At 34.2% G+C, this 21,684-nt stretch carries 23 protein-coding genes; 9 read left to right on the top strand and 14 right to left on the bottom strand.

Features of this window, described 5'->3' with window-relative positions; genetic code table 11:
- The first annotated feature begins 36 nt into the window (after positions 1 to 36).
- The 3 genes from P163_RS01015 (at position 37) to P163_RS01005 (ending at position 3,637) form a co-directional block, all read left to right on the top strand.
- Positions 37 to 396 carry an MmcQ/YjbR family DNA-binding protein gene (locus P163_RS01015; RefSeq protein WP_034886901.1) on the top strand — a complete coding sequence of 120 codons (360 nt, stop codon included), beginning with the start codon at positions 37 to 39 and terminating at the stop codon, positions 394 to 396.
- Between the two features lie 18 nt (positions 397 to 414).
- Positions 415 to 2,184 (top strand): MutS-related protein, encoded by a 1,770-nt coding sequence (locus P163_RS01010; protein WP_034886899.1) that lies wholly within the window; start codon positions 415 to 417, stop codon positions 2,182 to 2,184.
- Positions 2,185 to 2,278: 94 nt separating this feature from the next.
- Positions 2,279 to 3,637 carry a glycosyltransferase 87 family protein gene (locus P163_RS01005; protein ID WP_034886897.1) on the top strand — a complete coding sequence of 453 codons (1,359 nt, stop codon included), beginning with the start codon at positions 2,279 to 2,281 and terminating at the stop codon, positions 3,635 to 3,637.
- On the opposite strand, the gene P163_RS01000 is transcribed toward P163_RS01005, so the two are convergent.
- From P163_RS01000 to P163_RS00955, 10 genes are all read right to left on the bottom strand, one after another.
- The gene (locus P163_RS01000) at positions 3,632 to 4,258 is read right to left on the bottom strand and encodes a lipid-A-disaccharide synthase N-terminal domain-containing protein (RefSeq protein WP_034886895.1); all 627 of its coding nucleotides are present in this window, start codon (positions 4,256 to 4,258) and stop codon (positions 3,632 to 3,634) included. The genes P163_RS01005 and P163_RS01000 overlap by 6 nt on opposite strands.
- Before the next feature lie 108 nt (positions 4,259 to 4,366).
- The gene (locus tag P163_RS00995) at positions 4,367 to 5,338 is read right to left on the bottom strand and encodes a deoxyhypusine synthase family protein (RefSeq protein WP_034886894.1); all 972 of its coding nucleotides are present in this window, start codon (positions 5,336 to 5,338) and stop codon (positions 4,367 to 4,369) included.
- Positions 5,331 to 6,209 carry an agmatinase gene (speB, locus tag P163_RS00990; protein ID WP_034886892.1) on the bottom strand — a complete coding sequence of 293 codons (879 nt, stop codon included), beginning with the start codon at positions 6,207 to 6,209 and terminating at the stop codon, positions 5,331 to 5,333. Before speB ends, P163_RS00995 begins: the two co-directional genes overlap by 8 nt.
- Positions 6,210 to 6,271: 62 nt before the next feature.
- A complete protein-coding gene (locus P163_RS00985) occupies positions 6,272 to 7,675 on the bottom strand; it encodes an arginine decarboxylase (protein ID WP_034886890.1) in 1,404 nt (467 codons plus the stop codon).
- 360 nt (positions 7,676 to 8,035) lie between these two features.
- Positions 8,036 to 8,875 (bottom strand): pseudouridine synthase, encoded by an 840-nt coding sequence (locus tag P163_RS00980; RefSeq protein ID WP_034886889.1) that lies wholly within the window; start codon positions 8,873 to 8,875, stop codon positions 8,036 to 8,038.
- A gap of 71 nt (positions 8,876 to 8,946) precedes the next feature.
- Positions 8,947 to 9,852, bottom strand: coding sequence for a geranylgeranylglycerol-phosphate geranylgeranyltransferase (locus P163_RS00975; RefSeq protein WP_034886887.1), 906 nt, complete (start codon positions 9,850 to 9,852; stop codon positions 8,947 to 8,949).
- 15 nt (positions 9,853 to 9,867) lie between these two features.
- Positions 9,868 to 10,806, bottom strand: a complete 939-nt coding sequence (locus P163_RS00970) for a mevalonate kinase (RefSeq protein WP_034886885.1) — start codon at positions 10,804 to 10,806, stop codon at positions 9,868 to 9,870.
- A 72-nt stretch (positions 10,807 to 10,878) separates the two neighbouring features.
- The gene (gene mvaD / locus P163_RS00965; RefSeq protein WP_034886884.1) at positions 10,879 to 11,970 is read right to left on the bottom strand and encodes a diphosphomevalonate decarboxylase; all 1,092 of its coding nucleotides are present in this window, start codon (positions 11,968 to 11,970) and stop codon (positions 10,879 to 10,881) included.
- A gap of 41 nt (positions 11,971 to 12,011) precedes the next feature.
- A complete protein-coding gene (locus P163_RS00960; RefSeq protein ID WP_034886882.1) occupies positions 12,012 to 13,226 on the bottom strand; it encodes an NAD(P)/FAD-dependent oxidoreductase in 1,215 nt (404 codons plus the stop codon).
- Positions 13,227 to 13,244: 18 nt separating this feature from the next.
- Positions 13,245 to 13,931, bottom strand: coding sequence for a glycerophosphodiester phosphodiesterase (locus P163_RS00955; protein WP_034886879.1), 687 nt, complete (start codon positions 13,929 to 13,931; stop codon positions 13,245 to 13,247).
- A 148-nt stretch (positions 13,932 to 14,079) separates the two neighbouring features.
- On the opposite strand from P163_RS00955, the gene P163_RS00950 reads away from it, so the two are divergent.
- Both P163_RS00950 and P163_RS00945 read left to right on the top strand, forming a co-directional pair.
- A complete protein-coding gene (locus tag P163_RS00950) occupies positions 14,080 to 14,928 on the top strand; it encodes an SDR family oxidoreductase (RefSeq protein WP_034886877.1) in 849 nt (282 codons plus the stop codon).
- Positions 14,929 to 15,042: 114 nt separating this feature from the next.
- Complete coding sequence (locus P163_RS00945; protein ID WP_034886876.1) at positions 15,043 to 15,561, top strand: DUF421 domain-containing protein; 519 nt, start codon at positions 15,043 to 15,045, stop codon at positions 15,559 to 15,561.
- A gap of 75 nt (positions 15,562 to 15,636) precedes the next feature.
- Here P163_RS00945 and P163_RS00940 read toward each other — a convergent pair whose 3' ends face one another.
- Positions 15,637 to 16,074 carry a hypothetical protein gene (locus P163_RS00940; protein ID WP_051931024.1) on the bottom strand — a complete coding sequence of 146 codons (438 nt, stop codon included), beginning with the start codon at positions 16,072 to 16,074 and terminating at the stop codon, positions 15,637 to 15,639.
- Positions 16,075 to 16,177: 103 nt separating this feature from the next.
- On the opposite strand from P163_RS00940, the gene gntA reads away from it, so the two are divergent.
- From gntA to P163_RS00925, 3 genes are read left to right on the top strand one after another with little or no spacing between them, the layout of a single operon-like run.
- Positions 16,178 to 16,879: a guanitoxin biosynthesis heme-dependent pre-guanitoxin N-hydroxylase GntA gene (gntA, locus tag P163_RS00935; protein ID WP_034886874.1), complete on the top strand. Its 702-nt coding sequence runs from the start codon at positions 16,178 to 16,180 to the stop codon at positions 16,877 to 16,879.
- Positions 16,880 to 16,881: 2 nt separating this feature from the next.
- Complete coding sequence (locus P163_RS00930) at positions 16,882 to 17,499, top strand: FMN-binding negative transcriptional regulator (protein WP_034886873.1); 618 nt, start codon at positions 16,882 to 16,884, stop codon at positions 17,497 to 17,499.
- Positions 17,483 to 18,064, top strand: a complete 582-nt coding sequence (locus P163_RS00925; protein WP_034886872.1) for a DUF1989 domain-containing protein — start codon at positions 17,483 to 17,485, stop codon at positions 18,062 to 18,064. The genes P163_RS00930 and P163_RS00925 overlap by 17 nt, the downstream gene beginning before the upstream one ends.
- On the opposite strand, the gene P163_RS00920 is transcribed toward P163_RS00925, so the two are convergent.
- The 3 genes from P163_RS00920 to P163_RS00910 are packed head-to-tail and all read right to left on the bottom strand — an operon-like array spanning position 18,056 to position 19,987.
- A complete protein-coding gene (locus P163_RS00920) occupies positions 18,056 to 18,772 on the bottom strand; it encodes a TerC family protein (RefSeq protein ID WP_034886870.1) in 717 nt (238 codons plus the stop codon). The genes P163_RS00925 and P163_RS00920 overlap by 9 nt on opposite strands.
- Positions 18,773 to 18,831: 59 nt before the next feature.
- Positions 18,832 to 19,215, bottom strand: coding sequence for a DUF3037 domain-containing protein (locus P163_RS00915; RefSeq protein ID WP_034886869.1), 384 nt, complete (start codon positions 19,213 to 19,215; stop codon positions 18,832 to 18,834).
- Complete coding sequence (locus P163_RS00910) at positions 19,193 to 19,987, bottom strand: HipA family kinase (RefSeq protein WP_034886867.1); 795 nt, start codon at positions 19,985 to 19,987, stop codon at positions 19,193 to 19,195. The genes P163_RS00915 and P163_RS00910 overlap by 23 nt, the downstream gene beginning before the upstream one ends.
- Positions 19,988 to 20,386: 399 nt before the next feature.
- Between P163_RS00910 and P163_RS00900 the strand changes: the two genes are divergently transcribed.
- Complete coding sequence (locus tag P163_RS00900; protein ID WP_031427482.1) at positions 20,387 to 21,601, top strand: site-specific integrase; 1,215 nt, start codon at positions 20,387 to 20,389, stop codon at positions 21,599 to 21,601.
- Positions 21,602 to 21,684: the final 83 nt, after the last annotated feature.

Here is a 21,684-nt window from a genome sequence, read left to right as displayed (position 1 = left end):
TCAGTTCTATCCTAAATCTCTTTTAAATTAATAACTATGGATATCGATGTTCTAAGAGATTATTGCCTCGCCAAAAATGGGATTACAGAAGAACTTCCCTTTGGTCCGGATACGTTGGTTTTTAAAGTGATGGGAAAGATGTTCGCTTTGGTTGGTTTAGATGAGGTGCCTTTACGAGTGAATTTAAAATGCAATCCGGAGAAAGCAGTTCAGTTAAGAGAAGAATATCCGGAAACTATTTTACCGGGATACCACATGAATAAACAACACTGGAATACGGTTGTTTTAAATGGAACTATCAATAGCTCAATGAGCTTTGAATTGATAGATCACTCTTACACGCTAGTTGTTTCCAGCCTTACCAAAAAATTACAACAGGAACTTAACAACCTATAATCAACAGTAAATTTCTGTATGACAACATTAGAATTTTATACGCAAGAAAAAAATAAACAGGAAGATCTATTAAAAACTGCTAATAAAAAGCTGAATCTTTCTAGCATGCTTAGGTTGGCTGTTTTTCTAATAACTGCCTTTGGTATCTATTACTTTTTTGGCGATTTTAAGGTGATTGCTTTTATATTTCTTGTAGGTATCGTCATTTTTCTATTTTTAGTATCTCGGCATTCTGATATGCAATATCAGAGAGATAAGATCAAACAATTGGTAGAGATCAATGCTCAGGAAATAAGAGTGCTTCAAAGGAATTATTCAGATCTGCCAACTGGTAAAGAATATGAAAATCCGTTACATCCTTTTAGTCATGATATTGATCTTTTTGGGAAAGGTTCTTTTTTTCAATATATAAACAGAGCAGCACTTAGAGAAGGAGAGATCAAACTTGCGGGAATTTTAACTGAAAATTCAATTGATGGAATTGTTAAGAAACAAGAAGCTATTAAGGAGTTGGCAGATAAAGTGCTTTGGAGACAAGAATTCACGGCGGTAGCCAATCTTGTGAAAACTGAAACTCCTTCAAACACAGTGCTTGAATGGTTCCGTAGTTATAAAAGTTTTGTTCCGAAATACATTCCGTGGGTTGCTGCTGGGTTTTCTATTATTTCGCTGCTTCTTTGTATTGGTTATTTTGCAGATTACGTTACCGGACTGCAATTTTTTCTTTGGTTTTTGGCAGGATTGCTTTATTCCGGGTTCTATTTAAGAAATGTGAACCTACTATCTATGAGTGTAGATAAAGTACAGGATACTTTTCATCAATATCACCAATTATTGGGAATGATGGAGAATACCGAATTTTCTTCAGGGATCTTAAAAGAGCAACAACAGGAAATACATTCTGAAGCTAAAAAAGCCTCTGCCATTTTTAAGGAATTTTCTAAAGCGATAGATTCTTTAGACCAGAGAAGCAATTTTTTGATCGGAGTTTTGCTGAACGGTTTTCTATTATGGGATCTTCAACAATCTTATAAACTCGAAAAATGGATCAGGAATTATCATCAAAATGTAAAAAGTTGGTTTGAAGTAATTGAAAAGATGGATGCTTACAACAGCCTCGGGAATTTTGCTTTCAATCATCCGCAATTTGTGTTTCCAAATATCAATTCAGATGAGCATATTATAAAAGCTACCAGTCTTGCTCATCCATTACTGAACCCTGAAAAGCGAATCGCAAATAATTTCAGTATAGAAAATGAACAATTTTTTATAATTACCGGAGCGAACATGGCGGGGAAAAGTACTTTTCTAAGAACGGTTTCTTTGCAAATTGTAATGGCAAATATTGGATTGCCGGTTTGTGCTACTAGTTGCGATTATTCTCCTATAAAACTCATTACGAGCATGCGAACCACAGATTCGTTAAGTGATGATGAATCTTATTTCTTTTCAGAATTAAAACGACTTCAGTTTATTGTAAATGAAATTAAGACCGATAAATATTTTATCATATTAGATGAAATTTTGAAAGGTACCAATAGTACAGATAAAGCGATTGGTTCCAGAAAATTCATTCAAAAGTTAGTTGGTTCACATTCTACAGGAATTATTGCTACGCACGATCTTAGTTTATGTGAAGTGGCTACAGAATTACCTCAAGTGGAAAACCATTATTTTGATGCAGAGATTATCAATGATGAATTGCATTTTGACTATAAATTTAAGGATGGAATTTGCCAGAATATGAATGCTTCCTTTCTTTTGAAAAAGATGAAGATCGTAGACTAAGCCACCAAGAGGCTTTTTATATATTTTACTAAGCTTGTTAAAGCATCTCGACTCCGCTCGATGTGACAACGAAAACTTAATCACGTATTCCTTAATGAAGAAGTTCTTTCAATACCACAAAATGACCTTGCTAATGGCAGTCGCGGTGGTATTGTTCTATTTCTCTTTTGCATACGATCTAGATCGCGCAGATTTTATTAAACTTTTTGGACTTTACACGGGAGCTTTCTTTTTAACCTGGAAGATCGTCAAGATCGAGAAGAGCCAATTCTGGTTGCTCGCTTTACTGGCTTTAGTTTTTAGACTGATCTTTATAGTTGCCATTCCCAATCTCTCACAAGATTTTTATCGATTTATATGGGATGGCAGAATGATCGCCGCGGGATGGAATCCATATTTATATTTACCTGAAAATTTAATAGCTTCGGGAACAGCTCCTATCGCTCAGGCTCCTGAGTTATTTAAAGGAATGGGAGCTTTGAATGCAAGTCATTACACCAATTATCCACCGCTAAATCAGCTCATATTTGCATTAGCTGGGATACTTTCAGGAAAGAATATTTTAGGTGCTGTAGTAGTGCTAAGATCGGTGATCATTTTAGCAGATCTTGGAACTTTATATTTTGGAAGAAAATTGCTAAAGAAATTAAAGTTACCGGAATATCAGATCTTTTGGTTTATACTCAATCCGTTTATTATTATAGAACTTACAGGAAACCTTCATTTTGAAGGGGTGATGATATTTTTGCTAATTCTCTCGCTTTACTTTCTGATTGCCAAGAAATGGGTCTTAAGCGCTGTTTTTATCGCCCTTTCCATTTCTCTTAAACTTTTACCGTTGATCTTTTTACCCTTGTTATTTAGATTTTTTAGCAAGAAAAATAATGCTTACAATCTAAATTTTGGAAAGTTGATCTTGTATTATCTTATAGTAGGAGCTGTGGTTATTTTAAGCTTTCTTCCTTTCCTTTCTTCAGAATTGATCTCGAACTTTATGGATAGTATTGGCTTATGGTTTCAAAAATTTGAATTCAATGCCAGTATTTATTATGTGGTGAGGTGGGTTGGCTTTCAAGTTAAAGGCTACAATATTATCGCTACTGCAGGAAAGGTGCTGCCTGTACTTGTTATTCTTATTATTGGCGCATTGGCTTTGTTCAGAAAAAACAATTCCTTAGAGAAGCTTATTGTGAGTATGTTGTTAACGGTAAGTGTTTATTTCTTTCTTTCTACTACCGTTCACCCTTGGTATGTAGCAATGCCCTTAATACTTTCTGTATTTACCAGATATAAATTTGTCCTGATTTGGTCTTTTATAGTGATTCTTAGTTATACCGCTTACGTACATGAAGTTTATCACGAAAATTTATGGCTTGTAGCATTGGAATATATAGTGGTAATAGGAATGTTTATGTATGAAGTATTTTGGCTTAAACTAGAATCTCCATCATGACTCTTTGCCTTTGGCGATAATGATGAGGTTTCTGATGTAAATGATAGCGCCAAAGAAATGAGCAGATAATAAGACCGGATCTTTTCTGAAGATTGCATAGGTAAAAATAATTGCAGACCCAGTTAAACTGATGATCCAAAAAGTTTTTGGCAATGTAGACTCCTGATTTTTTTCTGAATAATACCACTGATAAATAAACCTACCGGTATAAATTATTTGGCCTATTATTCCCATTAAAACTATCCATAAAGCTAGATTTTCTCCGTGGAATAATTTGCTCCAATCTAGGGTAGCAAAAAATACCATATATAGCGTGATAAGGATAGGAGAAACAATAACTGCTATTTTAAGGAATATGTTAGAATCTTTCCAATGTCCTTTTAACTGAAGGTTTCTAAAGTAAACAGCATATATTAACGCTTGACCGATCATAATGGCAATATCATCTCTCAAATATCCGTAGATGAAGAAAAAGATTGCTCCAAGAAGGCTCAATTTCCAAAAAATAGTGGGTGTTTTTACCTCTTTTGCTTTTTCAGATCTTAACCATTGAATGATCAATCTTGAAGAAAACATAAGTTGTGCAAGAAAACCAATTCCGTAAACCAACCAGTCTTTCATAATTTTTATGGATGTAAAAAGGTAAATATCTTAATTTAACTCATAAATAAAGGCTGCTCAATTATATATTATGAGCAGCCTTTAAAAATGTCTGTATTTTAAATTGGATTACATATCCAATAAGTAAGCGAATATTAATGGGGCTACAATTGTAGCATCACTTTCAATTATAAACTTAGGTGTATTGATGTCTAATTTCCCCCACGTAATCTTTTCATTTGGAACTGCTCCAGAATAAGATCCGTAACTTGTGGTAGAATCTGAGATCTGGCAGAAATAGTTCCAAAAAGGAGTGTCTGTTCTTTCCATATCTTGATACAACATTGGCACTACACAAATTGGGAAATCTCCTGCGATACCTCCACCAATTTGGAAGAATCCAATTCCTTCTTTAGAATTTTCAGTATACCAATCTGCAAGGAAAGTCATATACTCAATTCCAGATTTCATAGTACTTGCTTTCAATTCACCTTTAAGAACATAAGAAGCAAAAATGTTACCCATGGTACTATCTTCCCATCCCGGAACTACAATTGGTAAGTTCTTTTCTGCAGCAGCATACATCCAAGAATCTTTAAGATCTATTTCGTAATACTCTTCTAATACTCCAGAAAGCAATAATTTATACATGTATTCATGCGGGAAATAACGTTCTCCGGCAGCTTCAGCATCTTTCCAGATCTTCACGATATGCTCTTGAATTCTTCTAAAGGCTTCTTCTTCAGGAATACAAGTATCTGTAACTCTGTTTAGTCCTTTTTCTAAAAGATCCCACTCATCTTGAGGAGTTAAATCTCTGTAATTTGGCACTCTTTTGTAGTGAGAATGCGCTACTAAATTCATTACATCTTCTTCCAAATTGGCACCTGTACAAGAAATTATTTGCAATTTATCCTTACGGATCATTTCAGCAAATATTTTTCCTATTTCGGCAGTACTCATTGCTCCGGCAAGAGAAACCAACATTTTAGAACCTTGAGCAAGTTGTTTTTCGTATGCTTCAGCAGCATCTACAAGCGCTGCAGAATTAAAGTGTAAATAATATTTTTTAATAAATTGGGAAATCGCTCCTTTACTCATCTTCGTCTTCGTCTGGGTTATGGTTTTGATATTTGAACTTATAGCTCAACATTTTATAATATAATTTGGCTGCAAGAAAATCTGAAGATTTATCTTTTTCATTAGGACAGAGTTCTACAATGTCAAACCCTACAACGTTCTTTTTCTTGAACATCATTTTCAAGAATTCTAAGGTTTCATACCAAAAAAGTCCTCCCGGTTCTGGAGTTCCTGTAGATGGTAAAATAGAAGGGTCAAAAGCATCAAGATCTATCGTGATGAAAACATTAGGAGTCATCTGCCCAATAGCATCGTCCATCCAATCTTCATAAAGATCATGTGCAAAATACACCTGATTTTCATCCATGTGGTCCATTTCTGAAATATCCATAGATCTAATTCCTACCTGCAAAAGGTTGGTAGTTTTACTTGCTTCGTGAAGGGCACATGCGTGATTGCATTTGCTTCCTTCATATTCTGGTCTTAAATCTGCATGAGCATCTAATTGTACTACAGTAAGATCTGGAAAAGCATCGTTAAACGCACGAATTGTTCCAATACTTACAGAATGTTCACCTCCAAAAATGGTAACAAATTTTTCCTGGTCTATGTAATTCTTGGTAATCTTTTGAACAGCTTCTACCATTTTCTCTGGAGATGCGTTCTCTGTTACCGGTGGAGCCAAGTAAATACCTTTTTTGTAAACTTCTGTGCGGGTTTCGATGTCGAAAAGTTCCATGTTCTCAGAAGCATGTAAAAATGCTTCAGGACCTTTGTCTGCCCCTTTTTGCCAAGAACTTGTTCCATCATAGGGAACGGGAATCAATACCACTTTAGCCTCATCTATTCTGGCATATTTGTCTGGTATCCCGGCGTAATTCTTTTTGCTCATTGCTTGATTTTAAAAGATTTAAGTTTCAATTTTTGCTTAAAGTTATAATTTTTTTTGAGAATTTACTTATTTGTGTCGTATCCCAGAATATTCAATAGCTCATCTGAGGTTTGTTGATTGCTAAAAAGTTCTGTCTTTAGATTTCCATCTTCATCTCTATCTATTAAAATATGTTTTGGAGAAGGGATCAAACAGTGTTGCAATCCACCAAATCCACCAATGCTTTCCTGATAGGCTCCAGTATTAAAAAATCCTATATATAAAGGCTTATCCTTTCTATATTTTGGAAGATAGATAGCATTTGTATTTTGCTCTGAGTTGTAATAATCATCACTATCACAAGTTAATCCTCCTAGTAGTACTCGCTCATACTCATCATTCCAACGGTTGATGGCTAGCATCACAAATTTCTTGCTAATTGCCCATGTATCTGGTAACGTAGTAATGAAAGATGAATTGATCATGTTCCACTTCTCTCTATCATTTTGTTGTTTTTGATAAAGGATCTCATAGATAGCTCCTCCACTTTCACCAACCGTAAAAGAACCAAACTCTGTAAAGATATTTGGAACATCAACCTCTGCTTCTTCACAGGTTAATTTGATCTGATTGATGATCTCTTCTACCATATATTGATAATCATAATCAAAAGCAAGGGAATTCTTAATAGGAAAACCGCCACCAATGTTCAAACTATCTAATGTTGGACATACTTTTTTAAGGTCGATATAAACCTTCAAACATTTATTAAGCTCATTCCAGTAGTAAGATGTGTCTCTAATACCAGTATTGATGAAAAAGTGAAGCATTTTAAGCTCTACTTGCTCATTTTCTTTGATCTTTTTATTAAAGAATGGAACTATATTCTTATATCCAATTCCAAGTCTAGAGGTATAGAATTCAAATTTTGGCTCTTCTTCAGATGCAATTCTAATTCCTATTTTATAAGGGTCATTTATCTTTTCAGATAATAGATCAATTTCTTCATAATTATCTATAATGGGGATACAATTCTTGTGCCCGCTATTCATAAGATCTGCTATGTTAGAAATATACTGATCTCTTTTAAAACCATTACAGATTACGTAAGTGTCATCTGTGATCTTCCCTGTTTGTTTCAATTTCTGAACGATATTGATATCAAAAGCAGAAGAAGTTTCAATATGTATGTCATTCTTTAGTGCCTCATTTAAAACATGTTCAAAATGAGAACTTTTTGTGCAGTAACAATAATTATAATTTCCTTTATAATCGTGCTTTTCTATGGCATTTTTAAACCAAACCTTCGCTCGGTTAATATTTTGAGATATCTTGGGTAAATAGGTGAACTTTAACGGAGCACCGTATTTCTCTACCAATTCCATAAGATCTATATCATGAAACTGTAATTCATTATCTTCCAATTTAAATTCTTCTTGAGGAAAATAGTAAGTCTGGTCTATTAAGTTGCTGTATTTAGTATTCAATGCTTTATTTTAAATGAATTAAAGATGAAAATGTAGGGATTTATTTATCCTATCAAAAAAATTGACTGGTAAATAATTGTTAAGATAAGGGTTTGGCAAGAATTCCGAAATGAGCTCGCGAGATTGCCGAAAGCTATTTGCCTTCTTGCGATGTTGCATCTTACAGATGGCAACGGAGTATAAAATCAATTTAATCAACCGATTTTTGGTTATTCTCTAACGTATAGATAAATATTCGTTTTAATGAAATAAGGATAAAAATTTGTACAGTATTAGATCTACACAAATTTTTATCTCTTCAAATTTCATTACAAATGTATTAAAAATGTTATTACTAAAATCTTAAAATTTTAGAGATAACTACAACACTTTCAGATTGATAATTTCTTGCTTGGTAAGTACTCTCCAAGTTCCTCTAGGAAGATCCTTTTTAGTAAGTCCGCCAAAGGTTACACGATCTAATTTCTCCACCTCATAACCAAGGCTCTTAAAGATTCTTTGTACTACGTGAGGTTTTACGCTATTGGTTTCCAGACCAATTTCATTCTTAGGTCTATTATCAATATAACTTATCTCCTGTACTTTAATTTTACCATCTTCAAGCGTAATGCCGTCTTTTATCTTCTGAATATCTTCAAAACTAACAGGCTTTGTAAGTTCTACATGATAGATCTGGCGAATACCATTTTTAGGTTTTCCTAATTGCTTTTCTAAAGCACCATCATTGGTAAACAATAAAAGTCCGCTGGCTTGTCTATCTAATTTTCCTACAGGAACTATTTTTCCTTTTGAAGCATTTGCCACAAGATCCATAACCGTTTTAGAACCTTTCTCTAAACTTCCGGTAGTGAAGAATCCTTTAGGTTTATTCAGTAAGACATATTCTGGCTTTTCTGGATTTAATCTTCTACCGTCAAATTTTACCTCATCTGTTAGCATAACACGATAACCCATTTCGGTTACGGTTTTACCATTTACGGTAACATTTCCTGCAGAAATGTATATATCTGCGTCTCTACGAGAGCAAACTCCAGAATTAGAAATGTATTTATTTAATCTTAAACCTTCCTTTTTTACAGGCTTAGCTGTAGGGGTTTGTTTTTTAACAGGTGCTTTATCTTTGGAAACGGGCTTGTTCGATCTTCCATCAATCTGCTTACCAACTCTTTTTCCTTTTGAAGATTTCTCGTTTCTGCTCATATCTCAAATTTTTTGCAAAGATACTCGATTATTCTCAGTCTGTTAAGCTTAATTCTTAAAGATTTCAATGCTTAAAAAACACGATTGAGTACTTCGGCGTGATCTATTAATAAAATACTGAAAACTCCGGCAACAATTATTAGCTTCAAAATATTATGCAACAGTAAATATTGCCATTTAGCCGAGCTAAAATATAAGAATAACAAGAAGAATATCAGTAACACAAAAGATGTGTAGAAATAGTAATCCATATATCCTGTATCAAATTTTGTAGTGAGAAGAAGAATTGGTACTACTGCTAATATGGTTAGCACAGAAAGGAAAAACTTGCTCCATTTCTCTCCATACACCACTGGGATAGTTTTGTAATTCAAAATAAGATCGCCTTTTAAATTTTCCAGATCTTTAACTAATTCTCGCATAACGATCATGATATAGAGAAAAGTAGCATGAATGAATATAACTGTCTCAAAATTCTTATAATAAAGAAATATGACGAAAAAAGGAATGATAGCTAAAATACTTGCCATTAGGTTTCCTAAGAAAAGGATCTTTTTTACCCTGTAGGAGTAAACCCATATCAAGAATATGTAGATAGAAAAGAATACTACCGTTCTAAAAGATACGTAGCTGGCAAAAAATATGGAAGCGAAATTCAGAATAAAGTAAACAGACAACTTGGTGCGCTGACTTATAAACCTATCTAACATTGTTTTTTTTGGCCTATTAATAAGGTCTTTTTCACTATCATAAAAGTTATTTATAATATAACCAGATGCTATAATAGTTGCTGAAGATAGAATAAGGAAGAAAAGATTAGCGTCAAAAAACACTTTTCTTAAAGGTAATTCTGGAGCTAATATAAAGGCTGAGGTTAGGTATTGTGCCAAAACCAATATTAAAATATTGTATCCTCTCACTACCGAAAACAAACTCAGCAACTTAAGCAATAATCGTTTGTTCTTAGCTGCCGCCATGAAATTTAGAGAATTCTAAAAATTATAAACTATTTCTAGATTGTAGTCTTTTAGAGCTTTTTTTGCTTTGTCTATATCTTCAGTAAAGCCTAAAATATATCCACCTCCACCAGAACCACAAAGTTTTAGGTAATAGTCATTGGTTTCAATACCATTTTGCCAAAGTTTATGAAATTTAGCAGGAATCATAGGCTTGAAATTGTCTAGAACAACATGAGAAAGCTTTTTGATGTTTCCAAAAAGAGATTTTACATCTCCTTGCAAAAAGTCATCTACACAGGCATCAGTATGTTTTACAAACTGATCTTTCAGCATTTTTCTAAAAGGTTCCTGTTTCATGTTCTCCATAAAAATATTTACCATTGGAGCAGTTTCACCAATAGTACCAGAATCTAATAAGAAAACGGCACCTTTCCCATTTTCAGTTTGAGAAGGAATTCCTGCAGGCTCTATATTATCTTTAGAGTTAATTAATATAGGGATGCTTAAGTAACTATTTAATGGGTCTAATCCTGAAGATTTTCCGTGGAAAAAAGATTCCATAGCTCCAAAAATGCTCTTCAATTTTAACAGCTTATCTCTAGTTAAATTTTCTAGAACCGTGATTTTATCTGTAGCGTATTCATCATAGATAGCAGCTACAAGAGCTCCACTACTTCCAACTCCATATCCTTGCGGTATACTAGAGTCAAAATACATTCCCTTTTGAATGTCCTCATTCAAAGTTTTCATATCAAAATGAACCAATTCTGGATCAGTTACTTCCAATTCAGCTAAGTAATCTGCAAATCTTTTCAGACTTTCATTAGATTTAATAGCCACTTCTGAAGGATTTTCATCAACTTTCAAGGCTCCATTGTAGAAGTTATAAGGAATAGATAATCCCTTAGAATCCTTGATAATTCCGTATTCTCCGAAAAGTAAGATCTTAGAGTAGAATAATGGTCCTTTCATAAGTGTATAGATTAATCTGTATTTATTGGAATTCCAATATGCTAGATTGTGGGCAAATATAACCAAATAAATCTACAACTTTTTTGCGCCGTTTCCAATCTGGTCGCAAATATACTGTCCATTTTCGCAATATGCAACTAGCTCATTCTTAATGAATTCTAAAATTTCAACTTTATTTTTCTCTGGGTAGAGTACATGAACATTAGCGCCGGCATCTAGCGTAAAGCAAACTGGTAAGGCTGTTGCTTCTCTAAATTCCCATATCTTATTAATGATCTCCATGGTATTAGGCTTCATTAAGATAAAATAAGGATTGCTGCTCATCATCATAGCGTGTAATGTAAGGGCTTCACTCTCCACTAAATTCATAAAAGCATTAAGGTCTCCGGTAGCAAATATTGGTTTCAAATTATGTAGGTTATCATGAGCTTGTTGAAACCTGGCTTCTGCAAAAGGATGGCCGTGCATTAAATTATGCCCCACGGTACTGCTTACTTGTTTTTGCCCTTTATCTACTAATAAGATAGTATCCTGAAACTTTTGAAAAACTGCATCAACTTTATAAGGATATTTAATTGCGTAGAGGTCTGAGCTATCGCTTAGATCTGCATGCTCTCCCCATTCTATTAAAGAGCCTTCAATACTTCTACATGCACTTCCAGAACCTAATCTTGCTAAAAAAGAAGCTTTTTTATTAAAGTATTCGTTTGTAATTTCAGGATCAAACTCTTTTTCTAAACTCATTAAACATAAGGCTAAGGCACTCATTCCGCTGGCGGAAGATGCAATACCACTGCTGTGCGGAAAAGAATTTTCACTGCTAATCTCTAAGTGATATTCTCTAAGGTATGGGCAATAGTTCTCTATTCTTTTGAAGAAGGTAGATATCTTGGGTTTGAAATCCTCCTTTTTTTTCCCTTCAAAATAGAATTCAAAATCAAATTCTTCATCTTTAGCTGCAGGAGATTCTCTCTTATGAAACTTTAAGGTAGTTGTGGTTTTGCAATGGTCTAGCGTAAAGCTAACAGAAGGATTTGCAGGAACCTGATTCTCCTTTTTTCCCCAATATTTTACCAATGCAATATTGCTTGGAGATTGCCAAGTTACACTACCGTTTTCAACAGTTTTAGAATTAGTTCTAGATAAGAAATCATTTTCAGTCATGCTTCAGAAAAATTTACGCAAATATACTTTTTTAGTTCACACTATTTAGAGCTCATGCCCTGTGCCGCCAAATATCCGCCTGTCCATGCATTTTGAAAATTGAAGCCTCCTGTAATGGCATCAATATTTAATACCTCTCCAGCAAAATATAGATTCTTAAGCAATTTGCTCTCAAAGGTCTTAAAATTCACTTCTTTCAGATTAACGCCACCTGCAGTAACAAACTCCTCCTTAAAAGTACTTTTTCCATCTACCTTAAATACAGCTTCTGTAAGTTGTAAGCTTAGGGCTTGTAATTGAGTTTTATTCAGATCTGCCCATATCGTATCTTCAGCAATAGTAGCTGCTTTAACAAGTTGTTGCCATAATCTTTTAGGAAGCTCGAATTGCGCGTATTTTGATATTTGCTGTTTAGAATGTTCGATCTTCAACTCTTTTAGTTCTTCTAGAATAGATTCAGAAGTATGACCGGGTAACCAATTCACTTGGATGTTAAACTTATAGTCAACATCATGTAATTTTCTAGCTCCCCACGCCGAAAGTTTTAAAATTGCTGGTCCGCTAAGGCCCCAATGAGTAATTAGGGTTGGTCCTTCACTTTCTAATTTTTGTCCGATTATTTTAATTTCGGTGTAGGTAGAAACTCCCGGAAGATCTTTTATTCTCGAATCTTTTATGTTGAAAGTGAATAAGGACGGAACTGCATTTTCTATGGAATGTCCTAGTTTTTCAAGTAATTTCCACACTTTAGGATTGCTTCCGGTAGCCAGTAAGATCTTTTCAGCAGAAAATTGATCTTTATTAGTGCTGATGTTCCAATAGGCATCTACCTGTTCTATATTTTGTACAGATTGATTTTTTAAAGTATCTATCTTTAATTTCTCGGTAGCTTGAAGAAAACAATTAATAATACTTTCTGAAGAATCTGAAACCGGAAACATTCTGCCATCATCTTCAATTTTAAGCTCAATTCCATGTTGCTCAAACCAGGAGATAGTATCACTGGTCATAAAACTATGAAAAGGGCCTCTAAGTTCTTTTTCACCTCTTGGATAATTTTTAACCAGATCTTGAGGTATAAATTCTGCATGAGTAACATTGCAACGTCCGCCACCAGAAATTCTAACTTTAGTAAGAACATCTTTTCCTCTTTCTAGTATAAGGATCTTCGCATGAGAATCCATTTCTGCAGCATTTATAGCAGTAAAAAATCCTGCCGCACCACCTCCAATTATTATTATATCGTAATGTTTCATAAATAACTTTTCAGGATCTTAAAGTCTGTCTGGGTAGTCTGAAATTATTCCGTCTACACCAAAATCTATCATTCTTGCAATATCATCAATGTCATTTACTGTCCATACATACACTTTAAAACCTGCATCTTTGGCATTTATAACATTCTTTCTGGTAATAATACCAATAGAAGGATGAATGGCTGCTGCATTTAGCTCTTTTCCTAATGTTATAGCTTGAGACATACTCGCTTTGCTCAATACTCCAATAGGAATATGCTTATCTAGATCTCTAATTTTAAATAGCTCACTTGTTTGAAAGCTGGAAACTATAAAATCTTTATAACTCCAACTACCTTTTTCAATATATTGCTGTATAATTAGGCAAGTAGCTTCGGCGGTATTACTCCCTTTAAGTTCTATGTTTATGCTGCATTTGCCGGTAATTAGATCTAGAACCTCAGTAAGAAGTGGGATCTTATATTTTCCTCCTATGCTAAGTTCTTGCAAGTCTTCCCAAGATTGATTTGCAACTTCACCAGAGCCATTGGTGGTTCTGTCTAAAGTGAAATCGTGAATTACCACCACTTCTCCAGTTTTACATTTATGAACATCAAGCTCTATAGCATCTACTTTAAATTCTAAGGCTTTCGAAATACTTTCCAGAGTGTTTTCAGCCAGATGTGCTTTCGCGCCTCGGTGACCAATTTTTACCAGTGTTTCCATTGTGCAAAGATATTGAAATAGCCGGAATTCTAATTTTTCGAACGTTATTCCGTAATAGCGGCAAACCTTAAGTAATCCTTATAATCTCTTAACATTTTTTTAGATGCAGAGTGGGGTAATTTTATCTTTATAATGTAAACCCTATATTATGTCTAAGCAGAATAAATTTCCAGAGCAGTCTCAATCACAACCGGGAGACCAATATAAAATGTCTCCAGAACCACAAATAATACGAGATAATTATAGAGGTAGCCAAAAGCTTAAAGGGAAAGTTGCCTTAATTACCGGAGGCGATAGTGGTATTGGAAGAAGTGTAGCTGTTCATTTTGCAAGAGAAGGTGCAGATGTAGCAATTGTATATAAAGAGGAGGATGAAGACGCATTGGAAACCATGAAAATGGTAGAGCTGGAAGATCAAAAATGTATAATTATCTCTGGAGATCTGAAAGATGCTGAATTTTGCAAATCTGTGATTAAAGATTGTATCTCTCAATTGGGAAAATTAGATATTCTTGTTAATAATGCTGCAGTTCAATTTCCAGAAGAACAGGTTGGAGATATAACTGAAGAACATTTATTTGAAACTTTTGAGACTAATATCTATCCCTATTTTTATATGGTTAAGGCGGCGCTGGAGGAATTAAAAGCAGGGGGTACTATAATAAATACTACATCTGTAACTGCATATAGGGGAAGTGAACACCTTCTTGATTATTCTAGTAGTAAAGGTGCAATTGTAAGTTTTACCAGATCGTTATCTAAAATGTTAGTAGAAAAGGAAATTAGGGTGAATGGTGTTGCGCCGGGACCTATATGGACTCCTTTAATTCCATCTACTTTTGATGAGGTTAAGAATTTTGGTAATGATACCCCAATGGGCAGGGCAGGGCAACCTTCTGAAGTTGCTCCGTCTTATGTTTTCTTGGCATCAGAAGATAGCAGTTATATTACAGGGCAGATCATTCATGTAAATGGAGGTGAAATTATTGGAGGCTAATTAAGTTTATAGCAACTATGATCTGCTTGTTAGCTTTATATGTAAAGAATTTATTAATTAGAATGATATCTTATTTCTCATTAACTTACTAAAAATCAAAAACAAAATAATATTATGGAAAAATGGTTCGAAGCTTCTTCTACCTCATTAATTGCAATTGTACTTACATCTATAGGTATCTATCTGGCAGTAATTTTATTTACTAGAATCGCAGGAAAGCGAAGCTTTTCTAAGATGTCTAGTTTTGATTTTGCGATGACAGTTGCCATTGGTTCCATCTTAGCCAGCACCATCCTTTCAAAGTCTGTGAGCTTATTACAGGGAATTGTGGGATTAGCTGCGGTATACGTGTTGCAAATTTCTGCAGCATTATTTAGACGATATGATTTTATACAGAAGGCTATAGATAATCAACCTTTGTTATTGATGGATGGGCAGAAAATACTTCATGATAACTTAAGAAAGGCTAGAGTTACAGAATCAGACCTTAAAGGGAAATTAAGGGAGGCAAATGTTATTCAACTCTCACAAGTTAAAGCTGTTGTTTTTGAATCTACCGGTGATATTTCTGTTCTACATGCTTCAGAAGATACAGAATTAGAAGATTGGCTTATTGAAGGTGTGGATAGGTAGAAATGTACTTACCTACGCATAAGTTTTCTTTAGATTATATAATTAATTGAATTAGGGAGCTTTCAATATAATTTTCTACCATAAGAGATAGATTATTGCTGTGCTTATTCCGAAAAGAACATGTGCAATTACTAGTTGAATATAATAATCACTCCAAGAGATCTTAGGGGGATTATTATTGATCCAAAACAAGATCTTCCATCCAAATATTCCTATTACTCCTCCTAAAAATCCTAATAACGCTCCAGAAAGAACAGAGGCTTCAACTAATTCTGAAAGCCATGCAGCCTCAATTAGAATTACGAACATCCAACCAATGAGATAATGTAAGATCCAACCGGCAGCGCTTTTTTTAGATAGTTTAAGCCGGTAGAGGTTAGATCTTGAGAGTAGATCATTTAGAAGTTCAGGTTCCCTAAACTCTTTCTTGGTAATATTGGCAAGTACATAACTAAAAGTTGTCATAACTGTTGTTGCGACTATTCCTTCAATAAATATTCTTATGAATTCCATGGGGTGTTAATCTTCATTAAAATTGAACTAATATATTCTTAAACCGAATTTATATTAAAAGACTTGGATTTAAATTTATTTCGAGAAAAAAAACATTAAAATTATGATCACGGCAACAGATAGAAATATTAAATCTAGGATTAATAATTCAAATAATGATAATAAAATTAAAGCTCAGTTCGAAGATTTTGTAGTTGACAAAAATCATCCCTGTGTAATGGCTCAAACTGTTTTTAGCATGGATAAGGTAGATTTTCATGTATATGAGAATTTTGGATCTAAGAATACTGCAAACAAGATATTACAGGATCTTAAACGATATATAGCAAATTATGATTTTGAGTCTAAGGAGTTCTTTACATTTCTTGCAGTTTTTAAAGGAAGGAAAGAGTATTCAGAAAAGCAGTTCGAAGCCTTGTTGTGGTCTCAACTAAATTTGCTTCATGAAGTAGATACAGCTCCTTGGGATAAAGCGGTAAGTAAAGATCCAGAACATAAAGATTTTAGTTTTAGTCTTGGAGGTAAAGCCTTTTACATGGTTGGCTTGCATCCCAACAGTTCTAGAATGGCGAGACAATCTCCATATCCTGCAATAGCATTCAATTTACATTGGCAATTCGAAAAATTGAGAGAGATGGGGACTTATAATGTGGTGAGAGATAAGATTAGAGAAAGGGACATAGCTTTGCAGGGAAATATCAATCCTATATTAGAAGATTTTGGAGAGAACAGTGAGGCGAGACAATACAGTGGTAGAAATGTTGGAAAAGAATGGAAATGTCCGTTTCTTTCAGGGAAAAAATAAAAATGTACCAACCAAAAAAATACAAGAAGCAAGATCCTAATTATCTATTTCAGTTTATAAAAAATCATCCATTTGCAACCCTTGTAATATCAGGTGAAAATTTAATGGCAACCCATATTCCAGTATTATTGAAGGGTAATGCAGAGGAGTTCACTTTGTATTCTCACATTGCAAATCACAATGAGCAATTAGAATATTTAAAAAATGGGGTAGAGGCATTGCTAATATTTCAAGGAGCGCACGCTTATATTTCCTCTTCCTGGTACAAGGAAAAAGATATTAGTACGTGGAATTATTCTGCCGTTCATGTAAATGTTAAAATAAGGATTCAAACTAGAGAAGAATTGGAGAATTCTTTAAAACAATTGGTACATACTTTTGAAAAAAAGCAAGCTTCTCCATTGTATTATCAAGATATTCCCTCTAAAATGGTGGAAGATCATATTCCACATATTACGGGGTTTTGGGCAGAACCATTTCAAATTAAAGGGGTAGCTAAATTGCATCAAACATTTCAAAAGGATGATATTGATGCGGTAGTACACCAATTAGAGAAAGGAGATGCTTTGAGTAAAGAGTTAAGTAAAGATATAAAAGAAGAAAATGATAGAAGTAATTAAGAGGCAATCTGGAGCTGCTTTCAAATTGAAGAAAGGTCAGAAATTAAAGGTTATAGATCCCGAAGGAGAGCAGGTGAGCGATATGGTACTTTTTAATGCTGAAGATACAAGAGAAAAGATCTCCTCTGGGAAGACCTTAGATTTTGAAGAGAGCATACTAATATCTACAGGTAACTTTTTATGGAGCAATAGAAGTAGAAAGATGATGCAGATATTGGAAGATACCAATGGAAGAAACGATTTCTTATTAGCTCCCTGTAGCCCGGAAACGTTCCAGATCATGTACAAGAATCCTGAATATCATCCAAGTTGCTTTGAGAATCTATATACCAATCTCAGAAAGTTTAATATTGAACCTGATGATGTTCCTACCGCTTTTAATATTTTTATGAACGTGCAGTTTGATGAAAAGGGAAAGCTTAGCGTAGACCCTCCGTTAAGTAAAGCAGGAGATCATGTGCTTTTTGAAGCTAAAATGGATCTAATTGTTGCATTAACTGCGTGCTCTGCAGAAGATAGTAACAATGGTAGCTTTAAGCCCATACACTATACGATCTTAGACTGAGGTATTTTTCTTTCTGAAGCGCATATTCAACATTTCTATAGCTAATGAGAAGAATACTGAAAAGTAGATATATCCTTTTGGAACATGATAATGCATCCCTTCTACTATAAGCATCACTCCAATTAGAATCAGGAAAGAAAGCGCTAGTATCTGAATGGTAGGGTGATCATTTACAAAATCTCCAACTGCCTTTGCAAAGATCATCATAATAATGATGGAAATCACCACGGCAATTATCATGAGTAAAAGTTGATCTGTAAGCCCTATAGCTGTTAAAATGGAATCAAAAGAAAAGATAATATCTAATAGTACTATTTGGAGAATAGCGTATCCAAAAGAGTTGATCTTTGTTACTTGTTTCTCTTCCTCTACCTTTCCTTCTACCTTGTGATGGATTTCTAGCGTACTCTTAACGAGTAGAAAAATCCCTCCGGCAATGAGGATAATATCTCTCCAGCTAAGTTCAAATTCGTTAAAGGTAAGAACCGGTTGGGTAAGCCCTATGATCCAGGTAATGCTTAAAAGTAATAGAACTCGCATAATTAGGGCAGCAGATAAACCACCAATACGAGCCTTTTTTTGCTGTTCTATGGGAAGTTTTCCTGCTACTAATGAAATAAAGATAATGTTGTCTATGCCTAAAACTATTTCCATAAAAGAAAGAGTTAAAAGTGCGATCCAGGTATCTGCATGTAAGAATATTTCCATCTAAGCGCGAGCGTAATTTTATCCGAAATTACTAAATTTCAGGTAATGGTAATCATAAATTATAGCACCAACTCGTTAAATAATCGTGTAATGGTTTTATCTAATTCTGGGCATAATCCAGGATGTGGTCTGGAAGTTTGAATTACAGAACTTCTTACTGCCGTAAGCCATCTAAATCTAGAAGGAATATCCATTTGTGCAATTGGCCCTCCCTCTTTAGAGCCCAATGCAATTTTTTCAAAAGAATCGAGATTTTTTCTGATCTCTTCAATATCAAAATCTTTGCAAAGGCATCGTAATCTATGTTCGTCTAGAGTGTAAAGCACTTTAAGAAATTTCTCGCGCTTAGAAAAAAGAATGATACCTACATTTAAGAACTCTTCTCGCTCAACACGTGGAAGTACTCTTATTGTGGCATACTCATATAAGTGCTTTTCTGGCATTTTGTGCTTCTTTTAAAAATATTTCTGAATTTTCTAATCTCACTAATAAGAACTGAGTATAGGTTTCTTTGATCTCCTGCATGTTTTCATCATAACCTTCCCAATTCAACCATTCTTCTGGTATTAGGTCTACTATCTGTCTAATTTTTTCTTCTGATAGAAGCCGTTTAGAGAAAAGATCTGCCTCTTCTAATTTAGAGGCTTGAGGTAGAAGAACATGGTCTTTAATTAGGGCAAAGGGAGTTTTTGCCTGTTTCTCCATATTGGTCCATGAGTGATGAAAGTAGAAGGAAGCTCCATGGTCTATAAGCCACAATTCTTTATGCCACATGAGCATATTGGTATTTCTGAAAGTTCTATCTACATTTGTAATAAAGGAATCTAACCACACGATCTTGGAGGCAAGTAATGGATCTACCTGCGTAACTACCGGATCAAAATTTATGGCGCCAGACAAAAAGTGCAAGGCTAAGTTCAAACCTTGGCTAGATTGCAAAAGATCTTGTATCTCTTCATCTGCCTCTGTTCTTCCAAAAGCTTCATCTAAATTAGCATATACAAGTTCCGGTACTTTAAAACCTAGAGCACGTGCTATTTCACAGCCTAATAATTCGGCAATTAGCGCTTTTACCCCATGTCCTGCACCTTTAAATTTTAAAACATATTTAAAATCATCATCGGCTTCTGCCAAAGCAGGTAAGGAGCCGCCTTCTCTAAGAGGAGTGATGTATCTGGTAACAGTTACCGTTCTTAATTCTGGATTGTTTTTCATTTAGTATGCTAATGCTAAAACAAATTTAATAGAATATTGGATATGGGTGGATATCGAGTGATTTTAAATGAAAAAAGCTTCAGATTTCTCTGAAGCTTTTTTTTGTGCGGGCGAGAGGACTCGAACCTCCACACCTTGCGGCACTAGATCCTAAGTCTAGCGTACATTTGCCCAAACAGCACCAAAGCCACTCATTTTCAATTGATTATATAATATGTCATTTTCTTTGATATCATCTAATATCAATTGATTTCAACATTTGTTGTACCTATGTTGTACCCAGAGAAACTAATAAATTTGTATCTTTAGGGAAACTTCTTGGTAAACTAAACATTCAAAATTGAATGTTGTACCTATGTTGTACCTGATTTGGCTTTCGTACGCAAAACTAGGTCAATTATGTCATCAAACGCTAAAATAGTTCTTCGCAAAAAGCCTAATAAAGAAGGCTTGTATCCTCTTGCCATACGTATTACAAAAAATCGTCGCTCAACATACCAATATATAGGTCACTACATTGAATTGGAAGATTGGGATGAAAAGAATATTCGGGTTAAGAAATCACACATAAATTTCAAAACCTTGAACAATTTGTTATCCTTGAAACTTTCTGAATTAAACAATGCTCTTATTACGCTTCAATCCGAACAAAAAGATGCTTCTGCCAATCAAATTAAGAAGGAAATATATTCCTCCGGTATCAATGCTTCATTCTTTGAATTAGCACAAGAACATCTTGACGATTTAGAAAGTACAGAAAAGCTAAATCGTTTATCTACTGATAAAGCGTGGTTGAGCTTTATTATAAAATATCACAATTCGAAACAATTGTCTTTTCAAGAAATTGATGAACGTTTTCTTAAAAAACTGATGTTAACTTTAAAAGTTAAGTACTCCCTGTCTGAAACCTCAATAATGAACATTTTGGTATTTGTAAGGCTATTATTTAACAGAGCAATTAAATACAAAATTGTAAGCAGAGAATTATATCCCTTCGGTGGCGATAAAATAAAAATCAAATTTCCTGAAACTACCAAAGTCGGACTAAATATTTTAGAGATTCAACAAATTGAAAATTTGATAAATCTCAAACCTTCTGAAATACATACTAGAAATGTTTGGCTTTTTAGTTTCAATTTTGCTGGTATGAGGGTTTCTGATGTTCTACGAACCAAATGGTCAGATATTTATGATAACAGGCTGCATTATAGAATGCATAAAAACGCAAAACTTCTATCATTAAAAATTCCTGAAAAAGTACTAAAGATTTTAGACCAATATAAAGATGATAAAAGAAGTGATGATGATTTTGTTTTCCCTGAATTGAAAAAGGCAGACCCTGAAAATGCGAAAGATTTATATAACAAGAGAAAAACTGCTACAAAGAGGTTTAATGACAATCTAAAATCAATCTCTAAAAAGGCTAAAATAAATAAGAAAATAACGATGCACATAGCACGGCATAGTTTTGGAAATATTGCTGGGGATGCCATTCATCCGTTGATGCTACAGAAATTATATCGCCATAGTGATTTGAAAACCACCTTGAACTATCAAGCCAATTTCATCCATAAAGAGGCAGATGATGCATTGGATAGTGTTATAAACTTTTGAGGAAATAAATAATTGAAGAGCGGATATTTTATTGCTATAAGTAGTTTAGCATATTCAAAATATCCGCTCTTTACGATTTTCAA

Source organism: Gillisia sp. Hel_I_29, from assembly GCF_000744275.1.
In the GTDB taxonomy this organism is placed as follows: domain Bacteria; phylum Bacteroidota; class Bacteroidia; order Flavobacteriales; family Flavobacteriaceae; genus Gillisia.
This window is presented reverse-complemented; position numbering and strand designations above follow the sequence as displayed.

What these genes read in the sequence shown, in the direction of transcription:
- P163_RS01015 (WP_034886901.1), top strand. Translation starts at nt 37, where the DNA reads ATGGATATCGATGTTCTAAGAGATTATTGCCTCGCCAAAAATGGGATT.
- P163_RS01010 (WP_034886899.1), top strand. Translation starts at nt 415, where the DNA reads ATGACAACATTAGAATTTTATACGCAAGAAAAAAATAAACAGGAAGAT.
- P163_RS01005 (WP_034886897.1), top strand. Translation starts at nt 2,279, where the DNA reads ATGAAGAAGTTCTTTCAATACCACAAAATGACCTTGCTAATGGCAGTC.
- P163_RS01000 (WP_034886895.1), bottom strand. Translation starts at nt 4,258, where the DNA reads ATGAAAGACTGGTTGGTTTACGGAATTGGTTTTCTTGCACAACTTATG.
- P163_RS00995 (WP_034886894.1), bottom strand. Translation starts at nt 5,338, where the DNA reads ATGAGTAAAGGAGCGATTTCCCAATTTATTAAAAAATATTATTTACAC.
- speB (WP_034886892.1), bottom strand. Translation starts at nt 6,209, where the DNA reads ATGAGCAAAAAGAATTACGCCGGGATACCAGACAAATATGCCAGAATA.
- P163_RS00980 (WP_034886889.1), bottom strand. Translation starts at nt 8,875, where the DNA reads ATGAGCAGAAACGAGAAATCTTCAAAAGGAAAAAGAGTTGGTAAGCAG.
- P163_RS00975 (WP_034886887.1), bottom strand. Translation starts at nt 9,852, where the DNA reads ATGGCGGCAGCTAAGAACAAACGATTATTGCTTAAGTTGCTGAGTTTG.
- P163_RS00970 (WP_034886885.1), bottom strand. Translation starts at nt 10,806, where the DNA reads ATGAAAGGACCATTATTCTACTCTAAGATCTTACTTTTCGGAGAATAC.
- mvaD (WP_034886884.1), bottom strand. Translation starts at nt 11,970, where the DNA reads ATGACTGAAAATGATTTCTTATCTAGAACTAATTCTAAAACTGTTGAA.
- P163_RS00960 (WP_034886882.1), bottom strand. Translation starts at nt 13,226, where the DNA reads ATGAAACATTACGATATAATAATAATTGGAGGTGGTGCGGCAGGATTT.
- P163_RS00955 (WP_034886879.1), bottom strand. Translation starts at nt 13,931, where the DNA reads ATGGAAACACTGGTAAAAATTGGTCACCGAGGCGCGAAAGCACATCTG.
- P163_RS00950 (WP_034886877.1), top strand. Translation starts at nt 14,080, where the DNA reads ATGTCTAAGCAGAATAAATTTCCAGAGCAGTCTCAATCACAACCGGGA.
- P163_RS00945 (WP_034886876.1), top strand. Translation starts at nt 15,043, where the DNA reads ATGGAAAAATGGTTCGAAGCTTCTTCTACCTCATTAATTGCAATTGTA.
- P163_RS00940 (WP_051931024.1), bottom strand. Translation starts at nt 16,074, where the DNA reads ATGGAATTCATAAGAATATTTATTGAAGGAATAGTCGCAACAACAGTT.
- gntA (WP_034886874.1), top strand. Translation starts at nt 16,178, where the DNA reads ATGATCACGGCAACAGATAGAAATATTAAATCTAGGATTAATAATTCA.
- P163_RS00930 (WP_034886873.1), top strand. Translation starts at nt 16,882, where the DNA reads ATGTACCAACCAAAAAAATACAAGAAGCAAGATCCTAATTATCTATTT.
- P163_RS00925 (WP_034886872.1), top strand. Translation starts at nt 17,483, where the DNA reads ATGATAGAAGTAATTAAGAGGCAATCTGGAGCTGCTTTCAAATTGAAG.
- P163_RS00920 (WP_034886870.1), bottom strand. Translation starts at nt 18,772, where the DNA reads ATGGAAATATTCTTACATGCAGATACCTGGATCGCACTTTTAACTCTT.
- P163_RS00915 (WP_034886869.1), bottom strand. Translation starts at nt 19,215, where the DNA reads ATGCCAGAAAAGCACTTATATGAGTATGCCACAATAAGAGTACTTCCA.
- P163_RS00910 (WP_034886867.1), bottom strand. Translation starts at nt 19,987, where the DNA reads ATGAAAAACAATCCAGAATTAAGAACGGTAACTGTTACCAGATACATC.
- P163_RS00900 (WP_031427482.1), top strand. Translation starts at nt 20,387, where the DNA reads ATGTCATCAAACGCTAAAATAGTTCTTCGCAAAAAGCCTAATAAAGAA.